This window comes from Clostridium sp. 16K-1-R1, from assembly GCF_023921145.1.
Lineage (GTDB): Bacteria > Bacillota > Clostridia > Clostridiales > Clostridiaceae > Sarcina > Sarcina perfringens.
The window spans coordinates 285,681-302,987 of sequence record NZ_CP046515.1; the positions used below are offsets into that span (position 1 = coordinate 285,681).

11 protein-coding genes are annotated in these 17,307 nt (G+C 25.2%); 8 read left to right on the top strand and 3 right to left on the bottom strand.

Features of this window, described 5'->3' with window-relative positions; all coding sequences use genetic code 11:
* Positions 1-467: 467 nt before the first annotated feature.
* Positions 468-1,049 carry a hypothetical protein gene (locus GOM42_RS01265; RefSeq protein WP_003458357.1) on the top strand — a complete coding sequence of 194 codons (582 nt, stop codon included), beginning with the start codon at positions 468-470 and terminating at the stop codon, positions 1,047-1,049.
* Between the two features lie 137 nt (positions 1,050-1,186).
* On the opposite strand, the gene GOM42_RS01270 is transcribed toward GOM42_RS01265, so the two are convergent.
* Positions 1,187-3,562 (bottom strand): PAS domain-containing sensor histidine kinase, encoded by a 2,376-nt coding sequence (locus GOM42_RS01270; protein WP_110077550.1) that lies wholly within the window; start codon positions 3,560-3,562, stop codon positions 1,187-1,189.
* 366 nt (positions 3,563-3,928) lie between these two features.
* Between GOM42_RS01270 and GOM42_RS01275 the strand changes: the two genes are divergently transcribed.
* The 5 genes from GOM42_RS01275 (at position 3,929) to GOM42_RS01295 (ending at position 9,813) form a co-directional block, all read left to right on the top strand.
* Positions 3,929-4,987 (top strand): acyltransferase family protein, encoded by a 1,059-nt coding sequence (locus GOM42_RS01275; RefSeq protein ID WP_003474645.1) that lies wholly within the window; start codon positions 3,929-3,931, stop codon positions 4,985-4,987.
* A gap of 100 nt (positions 4,988-5,087) precedes the next feature.
* Entirely contained in the window at positions 5,088-5,315 is a 228-nt protein-coding gene (locus GOM42_RS01280) for a hypothetical protein (protein WP_003458280.1), read from the top strand.
* A gap of 139 nt (positions 5,316-5,454) precedes the next feature.
* Entirely contained in the window at positions 5,455-6,336 is an 882-nt protein-coding gene (locus GOM42_RS01285) for a hypothetical protein (RefSeq protein WP_011590099.1), read from the top strand.
* A gap of 27 nt (positions 6,337-6,363) precedes the next feature.
* Entirely contained in the window at positions 6,364-8,562 is a 2,199-nt protein-coding gene (locus GOM42_RS01290) for a hypothetical protein (RefSeq protein ID WP_041702516.1), read from the top strand.
* 480 nt (positions 8,563-9,042) lie between these two features.
* Positions 9,043-9,813: a hypothetical protein gene (locus GOM42_RS01295; RefSeq protein ID WP_003458282.1), complete on the top strand. Its 771-nt coding sequence runs from the start codon at positions 9,043-9,045 to the stop codon at positions 9,811-9,813.
* 178 nt (positions 9,814-9,991) lie between these two features.
* On the opposite strand, the gene GOM42_RS01300 is transcribed toward GOM42_RS01295, so the two are convergent.
* Positions 9,992-10,807 (bottom strand): mechanosensitive ion channel domain-containing protein, encoded by an 816-nt coding sequence (locus tag GOM42_RS01300; RefSeq protein ID WP_003458319.1) that lies wholly within the window; start codon positions 10,805-10,807, stop codon positions 9,992-9,994.
* Between the two features lie 573 nt (positions 10,808-11,380).
* Positions 11,381-12,025: a biliverdin-producing heme oxygenase gene (locus GOM42_RS01305; protein ID WP_003458341.1), complete on the bottom strand. Its 645-nt coding sequence runs from the start codon at positions 12,023-12,025 to the stop codon at positions 11,381-11,383.
* 400 nt (positions 12,026-12,425) lie between these two features.
* Between GOM42_RS01305 and GOM42_RS01310 the strand changes: the two genes are divergently transcribed.
* Both GOM42_RS01310 and GOM42_RS01315 read left to right on the top strand, forming a co-directional pair.
* Positions 12,426-13,649, top strand: coding sequence for an exonuclease SbcCD subunit D (locus GOM42_RS01310; protein ID WP_003458260.1), 1,224 nt, complete (start codon positions 12,426-12,428; stop codon positions 13,647-13,649).
* The gene (locus tag GOM42_RS01315; protein WP_110035199.1) at positions 13,636-17,154 is read left to right on the top strand and encodes an AAA family ATPase; all 3,519 of its coding nucleotides are present in this window, start codon (positions 13,636-13,638) and stop codon (positions 17,152-17,154) included. Before GOM42_RS01310 ends, GOM42_RS01315 begins: the two co-directional genes overlap by 14 nt.
* Positions 17,155-17,307 lie beyond the last annotated feature (153 nt).

The following is a 17,307-nucleotide window of genomic DNA, read 5'->3' on the forward strand; positions in this document are numbered from 1 at the left end:
AATATTTACAATTAAATCCAAAATGAAAGAAAATGAGATTTAATTTTATCTAATTTGAATAAATGGGCTAAAATACGATTTTATTTTTTGTAAGAAAACATATATACTAATTATATGGTAAATATTTACAAAATGAAGTCGAAAATATAATAATATATAAGTGAAGAAATAGTAAAGTAGAGTTGATAATTAAAATTACAAGCTTTATATTAATTAAGTTTGATTCATATGTGAAAAATAAAAGATTTATTAGGTACCATTAGAATTAGCACTAAAATATTCATTAATATTAGTATGAATATAGTTGCAAATAATAAAATAGTAAAAATATTTTGATATATAGAATATGTCAGTTTTTATAAGGTTATAGTTTTATTAATTAAGTTGAAAATATGCATAATATGAGGAATATGCTAAGTTGTTATTAAAAGTAGGGTAACTATTCTTAAAATTTAGGGGGATTTAAAATGGAGAATTTATTAAAGGATTATTCCAATGAAGAGGTTTTAAAAGCACTTAAGATAGTAACTGAGTTGAAATTAGAAAGAGAACAAGGAGACTTACCTGAATTTATTAGGGGGAGGGTTTCAGAGGTTTCTGAAGATGAGTTTGATTTAATACAAGCATACAATTATTATATGAGAGAATTGAGAAGGGGATCAGTTCTTTTAAGTGAGGAAGAGACAGAAAAGTGCGGATTTAATAGTAGGTTAGCTATAGATGTTGAGTTAAAGGATTTAATAATTTTTTTAAATACTCAGCCTAATATAAAAACTTTATATTCTTGTTCTGGACATCAGTTTGTAAGAGGACAAATAACATTTGAGGGGCTTTTAAAATTTCCTCAAGTAGATGATTTTAAAATTGAATATGCAGATGAAAGAGATGAGACAAAAGTAAGTTTTGATATACCAGAAAGAAGTTACGATTATTTAAATAAGCTTAGAAAGTTATACAATTATTTTTATTTAATCAATTATAATAATTTAAAAACTTTAACTAGGGATGAGGTTAGTGCAATCAAGATAAAAGAAAATTGTACTGCATAAAAAAATTACCCCGTTAAGTAGATTTTAAACAGTATTTTATACTGTGTTTACTTAGCGGGGTGTAATTTAATATAATAAAGCTTTTAAATTTATAAGAAAATAAGTTGTTTCAAAAAGGTATTTTCATAAGTATTTTCTTAATGTACTTCATAAATATCAGAAAGCTCTAACTCTATATTTTTATCATCTGTTATATAATCAACTAAATTATTGCTTTCTTCTGTATAATTTAATTTTACATTTGGTAGCCATACTATAAATTCTGAACCTTTTATTCCATCACTTATAAGTTCAATTTTACCATCATGCAGTTCTGCAATAGACTTTACAATGCTAAGACCTATTCCACTACCTTCATTTCTTCTTTTTAAGGATTTATCAGCTTGTACAAATCTATCAAAAATTGATGCTTGCATTTCTTTAGGAATACCAATTCCATTATCTTTTATGCTTATTTTAACCCAATCCTTTGAGATGTTTAAATCTACAAATATTTCACCATGATTTTGGGTGAATTTTATTGCGTTTGAAAGTAAGTTAAGAATTAATCTTTCAATTTTTACAGGATCACATTTTATTATGTTTTCTTCAACATTAGTATCAAAGATTATATTAATATCCTTATTTTCAGAATGAGGAATAACCAAAGATACTATATTTTCTACAAGGAATACTATATCTCTATTAGTAAAATCAGCTTTTAAAAATCCAACTTCAATTTTACTAACATCAATAAGGTTATTTATAAGTCTAAGCATTCTATAACAATTTATCTTAAGACCTTGCTTATATTTATCATAGAAATTATTAAAGTCCATAGGGTCAGTTTCATGCTTAGAATTTAATAACTGTATTGTAGAATAGATAATATTAAGTGGTGTTCTAAGCTCATGTGATATATTGGCGAAAAATTCATTTCTTATTTGTTCATAAGCCTTAGCTTCTTTAAATTTTATAGCTAAATTTTCAAGACGTTTTTTAGAGGTTAAGTTTTTTGCAACTATAACTTTTCCATAAGGAATTTCATTATTATCATTTAAAGTTCTAATTATAGATTCTACATATACAAAGGAATGTTTACCAACAAGTTTACATTTAATACTATCTTCCTCATCTTCTAGTTTTAATTGATTTAATATCTCATCATTTTTACCTAAAAGGTTTATTATAGGCATACCTATAATTTCTTCATAGGTATAATTTAATGTTTTTAATACAGAATCATTAACATATGTAATTAAACCATTATTATCAACACTTATTATTAAATCCTGTACGTTATTATTTATACAACTTAATAATTGTTCATTTCTTTTAATATTTTTTGTTAGGGTATATTCTTCGGTTATATCTTTTAAATTCACAGCAAAATAATTTTTATTTTCAACATTTAATATCTGTATGTAGGCACTTACTATTTTGCCATTTTTTAAAATAAGCTTACCTTCCCAGTTGCCCTTATTAAAAAGTGCTTTAGTAGCATTTTTTTCAGAGTCATCTATAAAAATCGAATCTACAAATAATTTTTCTACTTCTTTAAGTTGATCTTTTAATTTAGTTGATTTGCAGTAGCGTTCTCTTATTGTCTTGTTTGTATATATAACCTTCTTTTTATTATCATATAAAATTATAGAACTACTAGTATTAAATTCAACTAAGTGATAAAAAACTTGAAGTTCATTTTGTAGTAAAGAGCTTCTTTTGTTTTTAGCCGTAATTTCATTAAAAACTCCACTTATAGCCAATAAAAATGATAGTATGGTAAGTAGAAGAACAACATTATTGGTTTTTAAAAGTGTTATATTGGAAAGAAGTACTTCACAAATCCAATATAATCCTCTAAGGGCTATTAAAAGAATACTAGCAATTATAAATGAATATATTAACTCACAATCATCTAAAGATTTCTTTGATAAGAATATGCAAGCGATTATGTATAGGATAATAATCATAGTCATTAAAGTAGCATAAAAATAAATATCTTTAGCAAATAAATTGTTAGAAAAAATTCTATAGTTAATCATAGGTGTTATAACTGAAAATAAAAAAACTACTATTGATGTAATTATTTTATGTTTAGTAATAAGAGGGGATATTCCTTTCTTATTAAAGGCAACATAAAAAAGCAAAATTATCCTAAATATTGCGTGTATAAAAATAAACTTATCGAATATTATTAGGTTATGTCCTTTAGTAATTAAAAGTTCTACAGATAAATTCATATATATTAAAGAGATTATAAAAAAATCATCTTTTTTGGTGCTTGAATAGTATATTAATGAACTTATGTATGCCATTGTTCCTAATATTAATGATAAACTTAATGAGAAACTTGGCATAGAATTACCAGGAATAAACTCTATATTTTTTCTAATAAGCACTTTATAGGATAAATCTATTAGTAATATAAAAAATATAGAGAAAACTATAAAAATGGATAGTTTTATTATTCTTTGAGTTTCTAATTTATTTTTATCATCATTAAAAATATGAAAAAATATTGGGTTATCCATGTTTTAAATCTCCTTAATATAAGAGTTATTAAAATTATATTTTATAGCATATATTAGATTTTAACACAGATATATGCATATATTCACAAAAAAGTTAAAAATATAATATTAAAAATACAATATAATTAAAAATAGTGTAATATTAAGTTGTTTTTAATTATAAAATTTATATATTTAATTATAAATTCATATTGAGTTTAAATCATATTTAAAATATAAAAGTATTATATTAGATATGATAAAAGATTAATGGAGTATTTTAAAATTATAATTTTTTAAGATATCTTCATATTTATATAAATTATGGGAAATATAAATATAGGGTAATAGCTACATTATATTAATGATTAAATTAGGAGAAGTAATATGAATACTGTTTTAAAACAAAGGAAAAGATTAGATTATTTAGACATTGCAAAGGGACTTCTTATAATAAGTGTTGTATTATGTCATTCGCCTTTTGAAAATGCTTATTATCTTTATTGGTTTCACATGCCAGCCTTTTTTATAATAAGTGGAATGTTATATAAAAGAGGAATGAACATAAAGGAGCAAGCAATAAAGTTTTTTGTTCCTTATGCTATATTTTCATTAATAGATATTAGTTTTAATTATATTATGTATTATCATGGGAATTTTTCCTTAGGTGATTTAATACATGAAATTATCAAATATGCATATGGTGGAAAGGCCACATGGGGAGTATTTTGGTTTATACCTGTAATGTTTGTTACAAAGGTAGTATTTGATCAATTAAATAAGAGATTAACATCTAAGAAGTTAGCTTTTGTGTGTATATTAAGTTATATATTAGCTCACATATATTCTATGAGTTTTATACCATCAAGTGTAACTGATATAACTGAAAATCAATTTGTATTTTGGAATTTAGATACTGTTTTAATAACATTGCCATACTATGCATTAGGATACTATATAACTAAATTAAATATACAAAGGGTGTTTAAAGAAACTTCTACATTAATTTTATCAAGTATAGGGGTAGTAGCTATGTTTATACTAAATAGTAGTATTGGAATATACTATTACTTAAATATAAAATACTCTTACTATAAGGATCCTATTTTTGATATATTAATGCCAGTTACCATAACAATTTTTATACTTTCCTTAAGCTATCAGATTAGTAAGTTTAAGTATAAGAAATTATTTACTATAATTGGAGCTAACTCTCTTGTAATAATGTATTTACATAAACAAGTTGCAACTTTATTTATGGATGTATTTAATTATGGGTATATAATGTTTACTATAATTGGAGTATGTTTACCACTTCTTATGATGGTATTAATAAATAAAAGTATTGTCAGCAAATTTTTATTTAATGGAGATCTTACTTTCTATAGAAAGATTAAAGATATTAAGGATATAGAACCAAAGGATATAATTATAGATAATAAATAGTTATTAAGGCTTAGAAAAGTTTTTCTAAGCCTTTTTTGTAATATTTAATCTTAAAGAATAATATAATCTTACAACAAGAAGTATATAATGGAGGTTATATATGTTAAGGAGAGAAAAAGCGTGTATTAAGGAGTTTTATTTAAACAATAGAAGAGGCTTAGTAGACACTAATGGTTGTGTATATTTAGATGGTAGGTATGCAGGAATTTTAAAACCAAGTGGAGCTATATATATAGAAGGAAGAAGAGGATTTATAAAGAAGAATGGAGATATTTATTTAGATGGTATATTAATTGGAACTTTAAATAATTATAGTATTGTATATTAATATTTTAAAAGTTATGAGATATGTAATTATTTCATAACTTTTTTATATTTTAAATGTTTTAACCTAAAAATTAAAGGTATATAATATAATAAGGAATTCACAAAATATTTATAAAATAACTGTGAATGGAGGTGTTACCATGGCAATGGAAAGAAAGAACTTTAATAATTATAAGGAAGTATCCCTATTAATAATGTTAATTCCAATGTTATTTATTTTAATAGATACCTTAGGGAGAATGAATTCTAAAATAAATAATAAAAATTTATTTGAAATTATATTTAATGAGATATTTTTATATAGAGAAGTTATAGTTAAGTTTATAATAGCCATAGTTGTCATATTTGTTATAACAAAGATAAAAATTATAAAAGAGAAATTTATACTGGGTGACTTTAAAATTATAATAGGATATACCACACTAGGAGTAATAAGTTATAAATTTTTTGGAAGTGCATATGGACTTTCTAAATCATTAGATGTATATGTTATGTGCATAATAGCTATGATTTTTATATTGTCAGGAATAAGAGAAATTATGTCATCTATAGATAACATAAATATTAATATTGAGGAGAAAAGTAACTTTGAAAGGTTAGTATATACAAGAGTTAAGTATTTAGGAATAATTTATTTTATAATATTTGCAATATTAATAGCTATAGAAAATTTAAACAGTATAATGTCTAGTGATTTTATCGTAAGTTTAATTAGCAATTATAATCAGCATTATAATAATATGGCTAGAGTGATTTCAGTATTAGGAGTAGTGTTAATAGTAGCTCTAATACTCATAATTAAAAAATCATTTTCTAACTTAAATTTATGCTATGAAGAATATATTTACATAATAAAACATAAAACTGTTACTGAAGAGATTAAAAAAGATATAGATTTTGTTAATCTTAAAGTTGAGGCTAATAAAAAATACATTAATAATAAATTTAAAAAGCTTGAAGACAAAAAAGCTCAAGTATTATTAAAAGGTATTTTTGATTTATTTAAAGATAACAAGCATTAAACAATATATATGCTTAGAGGGGAAAGTATGGAGAGTAAAAAAAGTACAAATTTTGATTTTATATTAAAAACAAGTATTGAAAGCTATTATGATTTATTGAAAAATGCTGAAAAGGCATGGGAGACCCATGCAGCTTTAACATATATCGCTTTAAGAATGGTTGTGGAAGACCTATTAATTAAGCTTGAAGAAAAATATGAAATAAATAGAGATAAAGAAGCTAATTTTAAGAATACCTTAAATAATTTAAAAGAATATGTTCCAAGTTGGATAATTGAGTATGGGGAATATATAAGAATTAAAGGGGAGAAAAGTGCTAATAAAGAAATAGATAGCAATTTAGAAGAAAATAGTACATTATTAGCATTAAAGAAAGTGCATGAAATTTTAATATGGTACTTAAAAAATGTAACTAAAGAGATGAGCTTAGAGGCAGATTATAGTTTCATTACTCCAGAAAGCATAAAAGAGAGTGAATGTGACTTAGCAATAGATAAAAAGGTCCTTGAAAATAAGGAAAAATTTATTATAAGTCTAGAAAAACAAATAAAAACTAATAGTGATGATGAAAAAAAGCAAGAAGAGCTTGAGGAACTTTTAAGAAATGTTAAGGAAGAAAAGAAGGAGCTTACAGAAAAACTAGAGAAGAAAGAGTTAGAGCTTCAGGAAGTTTTAAATAGTTTTAAAGAACTTCAAGTTAAACTTACTACTTATATAGAGAAGGATCAATCTGCTGAAGAAAGTAATAATAAATATCCAGACTTTTATAAGGGGTTTTTATCCTTACAAGGATATGAACTTAGGGTTGTCTATGCCTTTTTGAAGAGTTTAAGTTTAGGTAGTATTTTCTTAAATAAATCTAAAAGTATATTTTTGAAATCTCAAAGGAAAGAATTTTTAAAGTTTATTGAAAAAGAGGTAGAGGACTTAAAAAAATATTCTGACGGGATTTTAAAATTAAAGCTATACTATATTTTATTAAAGCTTACTAATACTCCAGTGGCCTCAGTTGCAGATAAGGAAACCTTTGATAAATCTTTAGATAGTATAGTTGAAAAGGCTTATTTTATAATTGAAAGCCGTAATGGATTTAATGGGAAGGTAGATAAATTAGAGGCTATAATAAATTACTATTTAATAGTAATAATGAATAGTTTGTCAGCTGAAATAAATCATGAAGAGGATAATAAAGACAAGGTTTCTGATATAATTTATGAAGTTTTAAGAACAATACCTTTAGATGAGAGAAAAATCATATTAAATAAGATGAATTTTACAGATATATCTGAGGGAGCAATTAAGGAAAATATAAGATTAAATCAAGTGGAGTTTTTAAAAGCTGCCTTAGACTGTGGAATAAGTGAGAGCTCTGAATTTGTTATAAGATCAGTTTTTTCAATTTATGTAGCCTTTCAAAAAGATTTTGATTTTTATGAATTTAGAACTAGACATGATATGTTAAGAGCTTATATAGGTCCTTTATTATTAGTAATTCTTTTAAAGGAGTTTAAAATTTCAAGAGAGAATTTAGTGCCTATTTTTGTAATGGAAATAAGCATATCAAATAAAATATTAAGAAAAGAAAGAAGAGAAAAAATATACTATAATCAGTTAGTTCAAGCTTGGTTAGAAGAAAAAGAGAAATATGATAAAATACTTTCAGAAAAAAATAACTTAGAAAAAAATCTTAAGGAAGTGCAAGAGGCAAGGGAGTTATTATTAACAAATGAGAGAAAATTCGTAGCTGAAAAAGATAATACTGAAAATGCTATAAAATCTCAATGGGATATGTTTAAAGAGAAGGCTCTTCAGTCTGAGGAGATTAAATCCTTTAATTCTTATGAAGAGTATATAAGGGCTATTAACCAAAAAAATCTCATAGAGGTGTCAGAAGAGCATAGTCTTAAGGATAGGGGTATTATTAAAAACTTCTTCTCATTAGATACATGGAAGTATAAACTAAATAAATTAGAAATAAGTAAAAATATAAAAGTTTTAGAAGAAAAGCTTATTGAAGAGGCCAAGGAGTCTGGAGTTTTTGAAAATGAGCTTTTAACCATAAGAGAATTAGAAAAAATATTAGCAGATAAAGAGAGTGGATTAGAAGACATAAGAGTTGATTTAAAAGAAAATTCAGTTGAAAATGAAAAGTTAAATAGACTAATAAGTAACAGCAATAAACTTATGGAAAAGTTTAAAGAAGATAACTTTGATTTTGCTAAATAAAAAAGCTGGTATTTTTATACCAGCTTTAAATTTATAAATTATGCTAACTTCTACATACTATATTATTATTTGGACAAATAAATTTTGTTACAATTCTCATAAAGGTGAAAAAGAACAATTTTTGAAAGTTCTTAGTTTAATTAGCATTATCTATAAATTTTACTTAATTATAACACAAATTTAGTTATATAAATATAACTTTTTTTCTAATATAATAAATTTTGTAGAGATATATAACAAATAGATAATTAGAGATATTATGAAAAAATCTTAAGGATTAAATAAGTGTTTTAATAATTTTATTTTAATTTTGAAAAGTGTTATTGTATTATTTTTATATACAATTTGTTGTAATAAACAGAACTATTGAAAGTGAACAATTAGGATATTATAATAAAATTTTGAGGTTTGAAGAGAATTAGAGATTAAGAAGTAATAAAAAATATAGAAAGATACAAAGTAGATAAGTGAGGGATAAAGATGAAAAGATTCCTAGCTGTAGGAATAATAGGTGTTTTGGTTGCTGGAATATCAGTTTTTGGAATAGAGGAATTTAAGCATAAGAGAGTTAAGGGATTAGAAGCTAAGGTGTTTCAGGCAAAAACTTATATTAATCATGGAGATTTAGTAAATGCAGAAATTATGCTTAATATAATAAAAGAAGAAAACCTTGATTTAAAAGATAAAAATGTTCAAGAAGATATATTAGAAATAGAAAATAGCATAGATTCAAATAAGGATAGCTTTAGGGATAAACCAATAAAGAATTTAGAGGATTTAAGTGTAGATCAAAAGAAAGTAGAGCTTCTAAATATTTATTTAGAAAATAATGAATTTTCACCAGATGTTCGTAGTATTGAGTCAGCAGGTAAGGAATACTATATTCAGTTTAGAAAATCTAAAAAGCTTCCTTTAGATAAAAATAAGGATTTTAGCAATAAAAAGGGATATATTTTAAAACCTATAAGAACCTCAAAAAGATTTTTTGAAGATACTTGCTTAATATTTGATGTTGAAAAACCATATTATATAAATAAAAATATATATTATAAATTTGTTGAAATGCCTGTAAGTAGTTATTTCGGTGAAGATGACAAAGAGATATGGTACTTTGCTGATTTAAACTTTAATATAATTAGCAAAGAAAATTTAGAGTTTTATATGAATAATAAAGATGTTTTAGATAGTAATAATAATATTTTAAGCAATTATAATTTAACTAATTATATAGAAGATGAATATTTATATTAAAAATATTTAAAATAATTTTTGTCAATATTTTGAAAAAGATATTGACAAAAGCACTTGAAAACGTTATTATAAAATTAAGATAATTATTTAAGATTTAGTGTGGTAGGATTGATAAAAGCCTAAATTAAATGTGTTTATTTGTTCATTTAATTTAGGCTTTTTATTGTTTTATTATATTTTATTTAGTTAAGGTTACATCCATTTGAGGATATGGAATAGTTATGTTTTCCTCATCAAATCTTAATTTAACTTCCTCTAATAAGCTAAAATGAACCTTCCAATAATCTTCTTGTTTAGTCCAAACTCTAACAGTAAAATCTATAGAGCTTGCAGCATGTTGGCTTATACCTACAAATGCTTCAGGTGTTTTTAAAATTAACTCATTTTTATTTATAATATCCCAAAGAACATTTTTAACTTTGATTATGTCGTCATCATATCCAACGCTAAATACTAAATCAACTCTTCTAGTATCCTTTGATGAATAGTTTATAAGACTTCCATTAGCTAGTGTACCATTTGGAATAAGTATTTCCTTGTTATCTGGCGTTACTAGATGAGTATAGAACACAGTTATTCTTTCAACAGTTCCAGAATATCCTGAGGCTTCTATAAAATCATTAACTCTAAAAGGTCTTAATAAAAGAATTATTACTCCACCAGCAAAATTAGATAAACTTCCTTGTAAGGCAAGTCCAACTGCTAAACCTGCTGAAGCTATAAGAGCTGCTAGTCCAGCTATATCAAATCCAACATAACTCATTAGGGTTATAACTAGAAGAACTTTTAGAGACACCTCTGAAAAAGCTTCTGCAAATGATGTTAATGTAGGATCTACATTTCTACTTTTCATTATATTAGCTAAAATCTTAATTACTTTATTGATAATTTTCCATCCAATATAAAGTAGAATTAAACCAATTACTAATTTAAAGCCATTAGTTGTAATCCAAGATAAAAGCTTCTCGTACATCTTACTAAGATCAAACTTCATCAATAAACCTCCTATAAATTATTACTTATTACTAAAGCAAAATATATTATAAATTTTCTTTCGACAAATATCAACTAAAAAGAAGGTATGTCCATAGATAATAAGGTATGCTTTAGTAACATATACTATGCTAAAAATTAAATTTCTTTAGTAAATAAATTAACTATTAAAAATAATAATGAATTTATGTTTATAAATTTTAAAATTAGGGAAGTATATAAGGTGAAAAGACCTTATAAAAACCATAGTTTTGGGCAGAACTATGGGGTGGCATTACTAGGGAAAGAGCTATGGATACTCCATAGCTCTAATTTTATATAGTATTTATATTAAAAGAAATATGAAATTAAAGGATAAAGTCATATAAAAAAGGGCTTATACCAAAGTAACTTCTTAACAAAACTTCTAAAATGTATCTTAAGAAATTATGAGATTCAAGCCATTCTATAGATTATATAACATTGGGAGTAAGCACTATAGATTTTCAATTTAATAATTCTCAAGATGTTTATAAGTTTTATATTTAAGTTTTTGATATAATCCCTTTTTCTAATATATTTTTAGGAGTATAAATTATCTATTAAATCTTATAAAGTCTAATTCATTTGAAATTGCTATGTTATAAACATAAGAATTAGCAACTTCATTTATGAATCTTTCTTTCATTTCTTCATTTAATTCAATATTGTTAAGTTTATTATGATAGTTCATAACGAAACCTTTCATTTCAGGTCCATCACTTAAAGTTTCATATTTGTAGTAATTTAATCCTTCTTCATCTATTTTATATAAATCTTTTACCATACCATAGATTGTTCTTCCACCAAATAAATCTGCAAGATATCTAGTATAAGCATGTGCTACTAAAAGTTCAGGAGCAGTTTCGCCTATTTCATTTATTCTAGCAACGTAAGCTCTTGTAGAAGCTAATGGTTTCATTGTATTTAAGTTTTCTCCTAATAAGAATTTTAAATCTTTAAGTATAGCTTCAGCACGATAAATTTCAGGAAGTACAAAGTCTTTAACTACTTTGTTATCTTTGCATTTTTCTAAGTTAACTTCTATTGCGTTATAAACTTCGTAAAGATTATAAAGATATTCAGCGTAGCTTTCAGTAGAAGCTTTTCCTTCTAATAATCTTTTTAAGAATCCTGTTTTTTCAGCTACAGCATGTAAATCGTTACTATTGTTTTTTATATCCATCATAAATGAGTTCATTAAAATCACCTCGTAAATCTATTCAAAATTTTAATATGTTAAAGTTTTAATATCTCTTTTATAAATTTAATATACTACTTAAAAATATCATCATCAAATAAGATATTTTACGAATTAGGTTCATAAAATAATTATTTTTTATACAATTTGATAATAAAATATATATTTTTTTGAAAGTTAAGCTAATAATTATTTGAGAATAATTATTATTAATAAAAATACTAGAATTTTATAAAAAATATAAATTTAAAATAGCAATTTATGCTATAAAATATTTATCAAAATCTTATTAAATATAAATAGGGTTTAGTATAATGTTTATAAGGATTAAAGTTAGAAATAATCTTATGTAAAGAGGAAAGTTTCTATAAATTTAAAAAGGTGTTAGGAGAGATGCGGAATGAGGATACTTCACACTGCTGATTGGCATTTAGGAAAAAATTTAGAAGGATTAAGTCGTATGGATGAGCAAGAACGATTTTTAGAGGATTTTGTTCACATAGTAAAGGATAATAATATAGATTTAGTTATTATAGCAGGGGATGTATATGATTCTAGTAATCCTCCAGCTAGGGCAGAAAAAATGTTTTATGATACCTTAAAAAAGATATCAGCTAATGGAGAGAGGATGACTTTAGTTATTTCAGGGAACCATGATAATCCAGAAAGATTAGTGGCTGCAGGTCCCTTAGCAAGAGAACATGGTATAGTGATGGTTGGAACTCCTAAGAGTATAGTTGAAGTAGGGGAATATGGAAGAAATAAAGTTTTAAATTCAGGAGAAGGATTTATTGAATTAGATATAAATGGAGAAAAGTCTGTAATATTAACTGTTCCATATCCAAGTGAAAAGAGATTAAATGAAGTTTTATATGGTGCAATGGATGAAACTTGTGAGAGAATAAAAAGTTATAGTGATAGAATAAAGCTTTTATTTGATTCTCTTAAAGGAAATTTTAAAGAGGATACAATTAATTTAGTGGTATCTCATCTTTTTGCAACGGGAGCAGAAAATACTGGTTCAGAGAGAAATATAGAGCTTGGAGGAAGTTTCATTGTTGATAAGGAATGTTTCCCAGAAGAAGCTCAATATATTGCTTTAGGACATATACACAAGCCTATGATTCTACCAGGAACTAATAAAAAGATAAGATATGCAGGTTCACCACTTCAATATAATAAAAAAGAAATAAGCTTTGAAAAAAAGTGTTTTATTGTAGATGTTAAAGCAAATGAGGAAGCAAATATAGATGAAATAAAATTTGATGTGTACAAGCCTATAGAAGTTTGGAAGTGTGATAGCATAGATGAAGCCATTTACAAATGTGAAGAAAATAAAGATAGAGAATGTTGGGTTTATTTAGAAATAAAAACAGATAGATATATAAGAGAAGATGAAATAAAGGCCATGAAGAAGCTTAAAGGGGATATTATTGAAATTATTCCTAAGATAACACTAGATGAAGAGGAGAATGATGAAAGAAGTTTTTCAGAAAAATCTTTTGAAGAATTATTCACTGACTTTTATGAAAAGGAAAGAGGGGTTAAGCCAGAGGAAGATTTATTAGAGCTTTTACTTAATATAGTTAAAGAGGAAGGGGATGAAGAAAATGAAACCAATTAGGCTAGAGGTTAAGGGATTAAATAGTTTTATAGATAAGCAAGTTGTTGAATTTGATAAGTTAACAGAGAGAGGGCTTTTTGGTATTTTTGGACCTACTGGAAGTGGAAAATCTACAATTCTAGATGGAATAACCCTTGCTTTATATGGTGATATTGCAAGAAAAAGCTCAAACTATATAAATACTAACTGTGATGGTGTCTATGTAAGTTATGAGTTTCAAATAACAGGTAATGAAGTAAAAAGGTATAGAGTTGATAGGGAATTTAAAAGAGATAATAAAAGTGGCGGAATAAGAAATAAAAGTTCAAAGATAATTGATATAACAGGCGGAGTTGAAAATGTACTAGAGGAAAAGGCAAAGGCTGTAACTTCAAAGTGTGAGGAGATTATAGGGCTAAAATTAGATGATTTTATGAGGACTGTTGTTCTTCCACAAGGAAAGTTTAGTGAATTTCTTAAGCTAGAAGGAAAAGAGAGAAGAAATATGCTTGAGAGATTATTTAATCTTAGAAAATATGGTGATGATCTTTCTAGTAAGCTTAGTTTTGAAATAAGAAAAGAAAAAGATAAGATGAATGTCTTAGAAGGACAATTAAAGGGATATGAGGGAATTAGCGAAGAAGCTTTAAAAGCAAAGGAAGAAGAAATTAAGGAAATCAACTTAAGTATTAAAAGTAAAGAAGAGTTATTAAATAAGATAAAAAAAGAATTTGAGGAAGCGGAAAAAGTTTGGAATACTCAAAAAGAACTTTATGACAAAAGAATTGAAGAAGAGAGTTTAGTAAGTAGAAGTGAGGAAATAAAATCTTTTAAAGAAAGGGTTGAAATTTCAAATAAGGCGGATAAGGTAATAGTATTTATAAATAATCTTGAAGATATTTTAAAGGAAATAAATAAAGAGGATTTAAAATTTAGTGAGTTAAATAAGAAATTAGAGGAACTTATAAATTTAAGAGAAGAAAATAAGCTAAAGTTTGAAGAGGTTGCTAAAAAGAAGGAAGAAAAATTACCTGACTTAAGATTAAAGAAGGAAAAGTTATTAGAAAGCCAAAAGGAAAGAGAGATACTTTTTCAAATAAAGGCTGATGGGGTTAAATTAAAGGAAGCTTGCAAGAAGATTTTTGAGGATAGAAGTAAATGTGATACTAAATTAAATTCTATAGAAGAAAATGAAAAGAGATTAAATGAAGAATTAAAAGAGAAGGAAGAGAGAAAAGAAGAGCTTTTTGTCCATGAAGAATTTAAAAATAAGATTAATAGTGGATTATTTATTTTAAATTCTTATGAAAGTTTAGATAAACAATTTAATGAGATAAAGAGTGAAGAGGCTGAATTAAAGAGATATATAAAAGAGCTTACAGAGGATAAAGAAAAGTCAGAGAAGGATTTAAAAGTTAAGATAGAAAGTTTAGGTAAGACAAGGGACAAACTAGAAAGTCTTTTAAAGGAAACACCAGGGGATAGTAATTCTATTTTAGAAAAACAAATAAAACTTGGAGAGTATAGAGAGAAGCTTAATAAATATAAAGAGATAAAAAATTCTTTAGAAGAGTCCTTAAAGACTAAAAATAACTTTGAAGAAAAACTTAAAGGTTTTGAAAATCAAAAATTATTATTAGAAAAAGAGGTAAGAGAGCTTAAGGAGTATATAAATAAGGTTAAGGTTGAAGAATTAGCTCATAAACTTAGAGAGAATTTAGTAGACGGGGAGTGTTGTCCAGTTTGTGGATCAACTCACCATGAACTTAATAAGGTTGAGAAAATTAATTTAGATGAATCAAATCAAAAAACAACTTTATTAGAAAGTAAGGAAGAAAAACTAAAAGAGCTTATTTTAGAGTTCTCAAAAATAGAAGCTACTTTAGAATATGAAAATAAGAAAATTGAGGAATTAAATATTTCCATAGAAGAAGTAGGAGAAGTTAATGAGGAAAGATTAAAATCCTTAGAAGAAGAGTTTAATACCTTAAAAGATAAAATAGAGGAGTTTAATCTTAAAAAAGAAAATCTAGAAAAAAATTTAGAAAAATTAAAGGAAGAGAAAAATAATTTAGAAAATATCTTCAATAAGGCTGAGGTTATTTTATGTGAAAAAATAGTTAGAGAGAAAGAAATAGCTTCAAAGGTAAAAGAATTAGATAAGGAGTTAAAATTAAAAATTTCTGAGCTTAATTCCATAAAAAATGAACTAAAGATTGAGGATATTAAACTAGAAAATGAGTTGATATTAAAAAAAGAGAAAGAAAAAAATCTATTAGAGAAAGAGATTAGAATATTAAGAACTCAGTTAGAGGAATCAAATAAGATAAAGGATGAATTAAGAGAAAAAAGAGATGAATTAAAGGAGAATTACTTAAGTCAAAAATCCTTGTTAGATGGTAAAGTAGAAGTTTATAGAGAAAAGGAAAGAATGATTAAAGGAGCTTTAAAGGGCTTAATTGATGAAGCTTTACCTATTGAAAAAATAGATATAAAAGGCTTATTAGAAGATTTACAATTAGAGATTGATTATATAGAAAAGGCTTATTTAAATCTAAGTGAGGAAAAAGAAAAACTAGAAAAAGCCTTTAATAATATGAATCAAGAGATGGCTGTTACTAAGGAAAGAGTAAATTCATTAAATCTTAGAAAAGAAAATGAGGAGAAAAAAGTAAACTTAGCTTTAGAGGAAGAAGGATTTAAGACAATATTAGAGGTTAAAGGGGGGATTTTATCTAAGGATGAAAAGGAAAAATTAAAAATATTAATTGAAGAATACCATAATAACTTTATTAAGGTTAGGGCAAATATAGAATTATTAATTAAAAAGTTAAATGGAAAGAGTTTAACAGAAGAAGAATGGACAAGGGTTCTTCAGGAGAAAAATAATACTGAAAAAGAATTAAAGGAAGTTGAAGAAATAAAAATTAGACTTGTTACTGAAAGTGAGTCTATAAAGAAAAAACTTGAAGAACAAAGGGATATACTTCATATTAAAGCTAAACAAGAACATAAGCTTGCTCTTTTAAGTGATTTAGAAAAATTGTTTAAAGGAAAGAAGTTTGTAGAATTTATTGCAGCAAATCAATTAAAATATATATCCATAGAGGCCTCTAAAAAGCTTAAGGATATAACTAATGGAGTTTATGGATTAGAGGTTGATGAAAATGGTAAGTTTATAATAAGAGATTATAAAAATGGAGGTGCAGAGAGAGATGCCTCAACTCTTTCAGGGGGAGAAACCTTCCTAGCTTCCTTAGCCTTAGCATTATCACTTTCATCACAAATTCAGTTAAAAGGAACAGCCCCTTTAGAATTATTCTTCTTAGATGAGGGCTTTGGAACTTTAGATGATAATCTTTTAGATGTGGTTATGAGTTCCTTAGAAAGACTTCATCACGAAAGACTATCTGTAGGTATAATAAGCCACGTTGAATCTATAAAAAACAGAGTTCCAGTTAAGCTTATATTAACACCGGCAGAGGCAGGAATAGGTGGAAGCAAGGTTAAAATAGAGAGAAGTTAAATTAAAATCAAAAGAGCTTAATAAATAAGCTCTTTTGATTTAATATTTAAAAAGATTTTAAATTTGGTAAAAGAGATTTATATATTTATTATTAGTTTTAGATAATAGGTTTTCAAAATAAATCTTGTAAAATTATTTATATGGTTATTAATA

Coding starts and splice junctions, on each gene's coding strand:
- GOM42_RS01265 (WP_003458357.1), top strand. CDS start 468: ATGGAGAATTTATTAAAGGATTATTCCAATGAAGAGGTTTTAAAAGCA.
- GOM42_RS01270 (WP_110077550.1), bottom strand. CDS start 3,562: ATGGATAACCCAATATTTTTTCATATTTTTAATGATGATAAAAATAAA.
- GOM42_RS01275 (WP_003474645.1), top strand. CDS start 3,929: ATGAATACTGTTTTAAAACAAAGGAAAAGATTAGATTATTTAGACATT.
- GOM42_RS01280 (WP_003458280.1), top strand. CDS start 5,088: ATGTTAAGGAGAGAAAAAGCGTGTATTAAGGAGTTTTATTTAAACAAT.
- GOM42_RS01285 (WP_011590099.1), top strand. CDS start 5,455: ATGGCAATGGAAAGAAAGAACTTTAATAATTATAAGGAAGTATCCCTA.
- GOM42_RS01290 (WP_041702516.1), top strand. CDS start 6,364: ATGGAGAGTAAAAAAAGTACAAATTTTGATTTTATATTAAAAACAAGT.
- GOM42_RS01295 (WP_003458282.1), top strand. CDS start 9,043: ATGAAAAGATTCCTAGCTGTAGGAATAATAGGTGTTTTGGTTGCTGGA.
- GOM42_RS01300 (WP_003458319.1), bottom strand. CDS start 10,807: ATGAAGTTTGATCTTAGTAAGATGTACGAGAAGCTTTTATCTTGGATT.
- GOM42_RS01305 (WP_003458341.1), bottom strand. CDS start 12,025: ATGAACTCATTTATGATGGATATAAAAAACAATAGTAACGATTTACAT.
- GOM42_RS01310 (WP_003458260.1), top strand. CDS start 12,426: ATGAGGATACTTCACACTGCTGATTGGCATTTAGGAAAAAATTTAGAA.
- GOM42_RS01315 (WP_110035199.1), top strand. CDS start 13,636: ATGAAACCAATTAGGCTAGAGGTTAAGGGATTAAATAGTTTTATAGAT.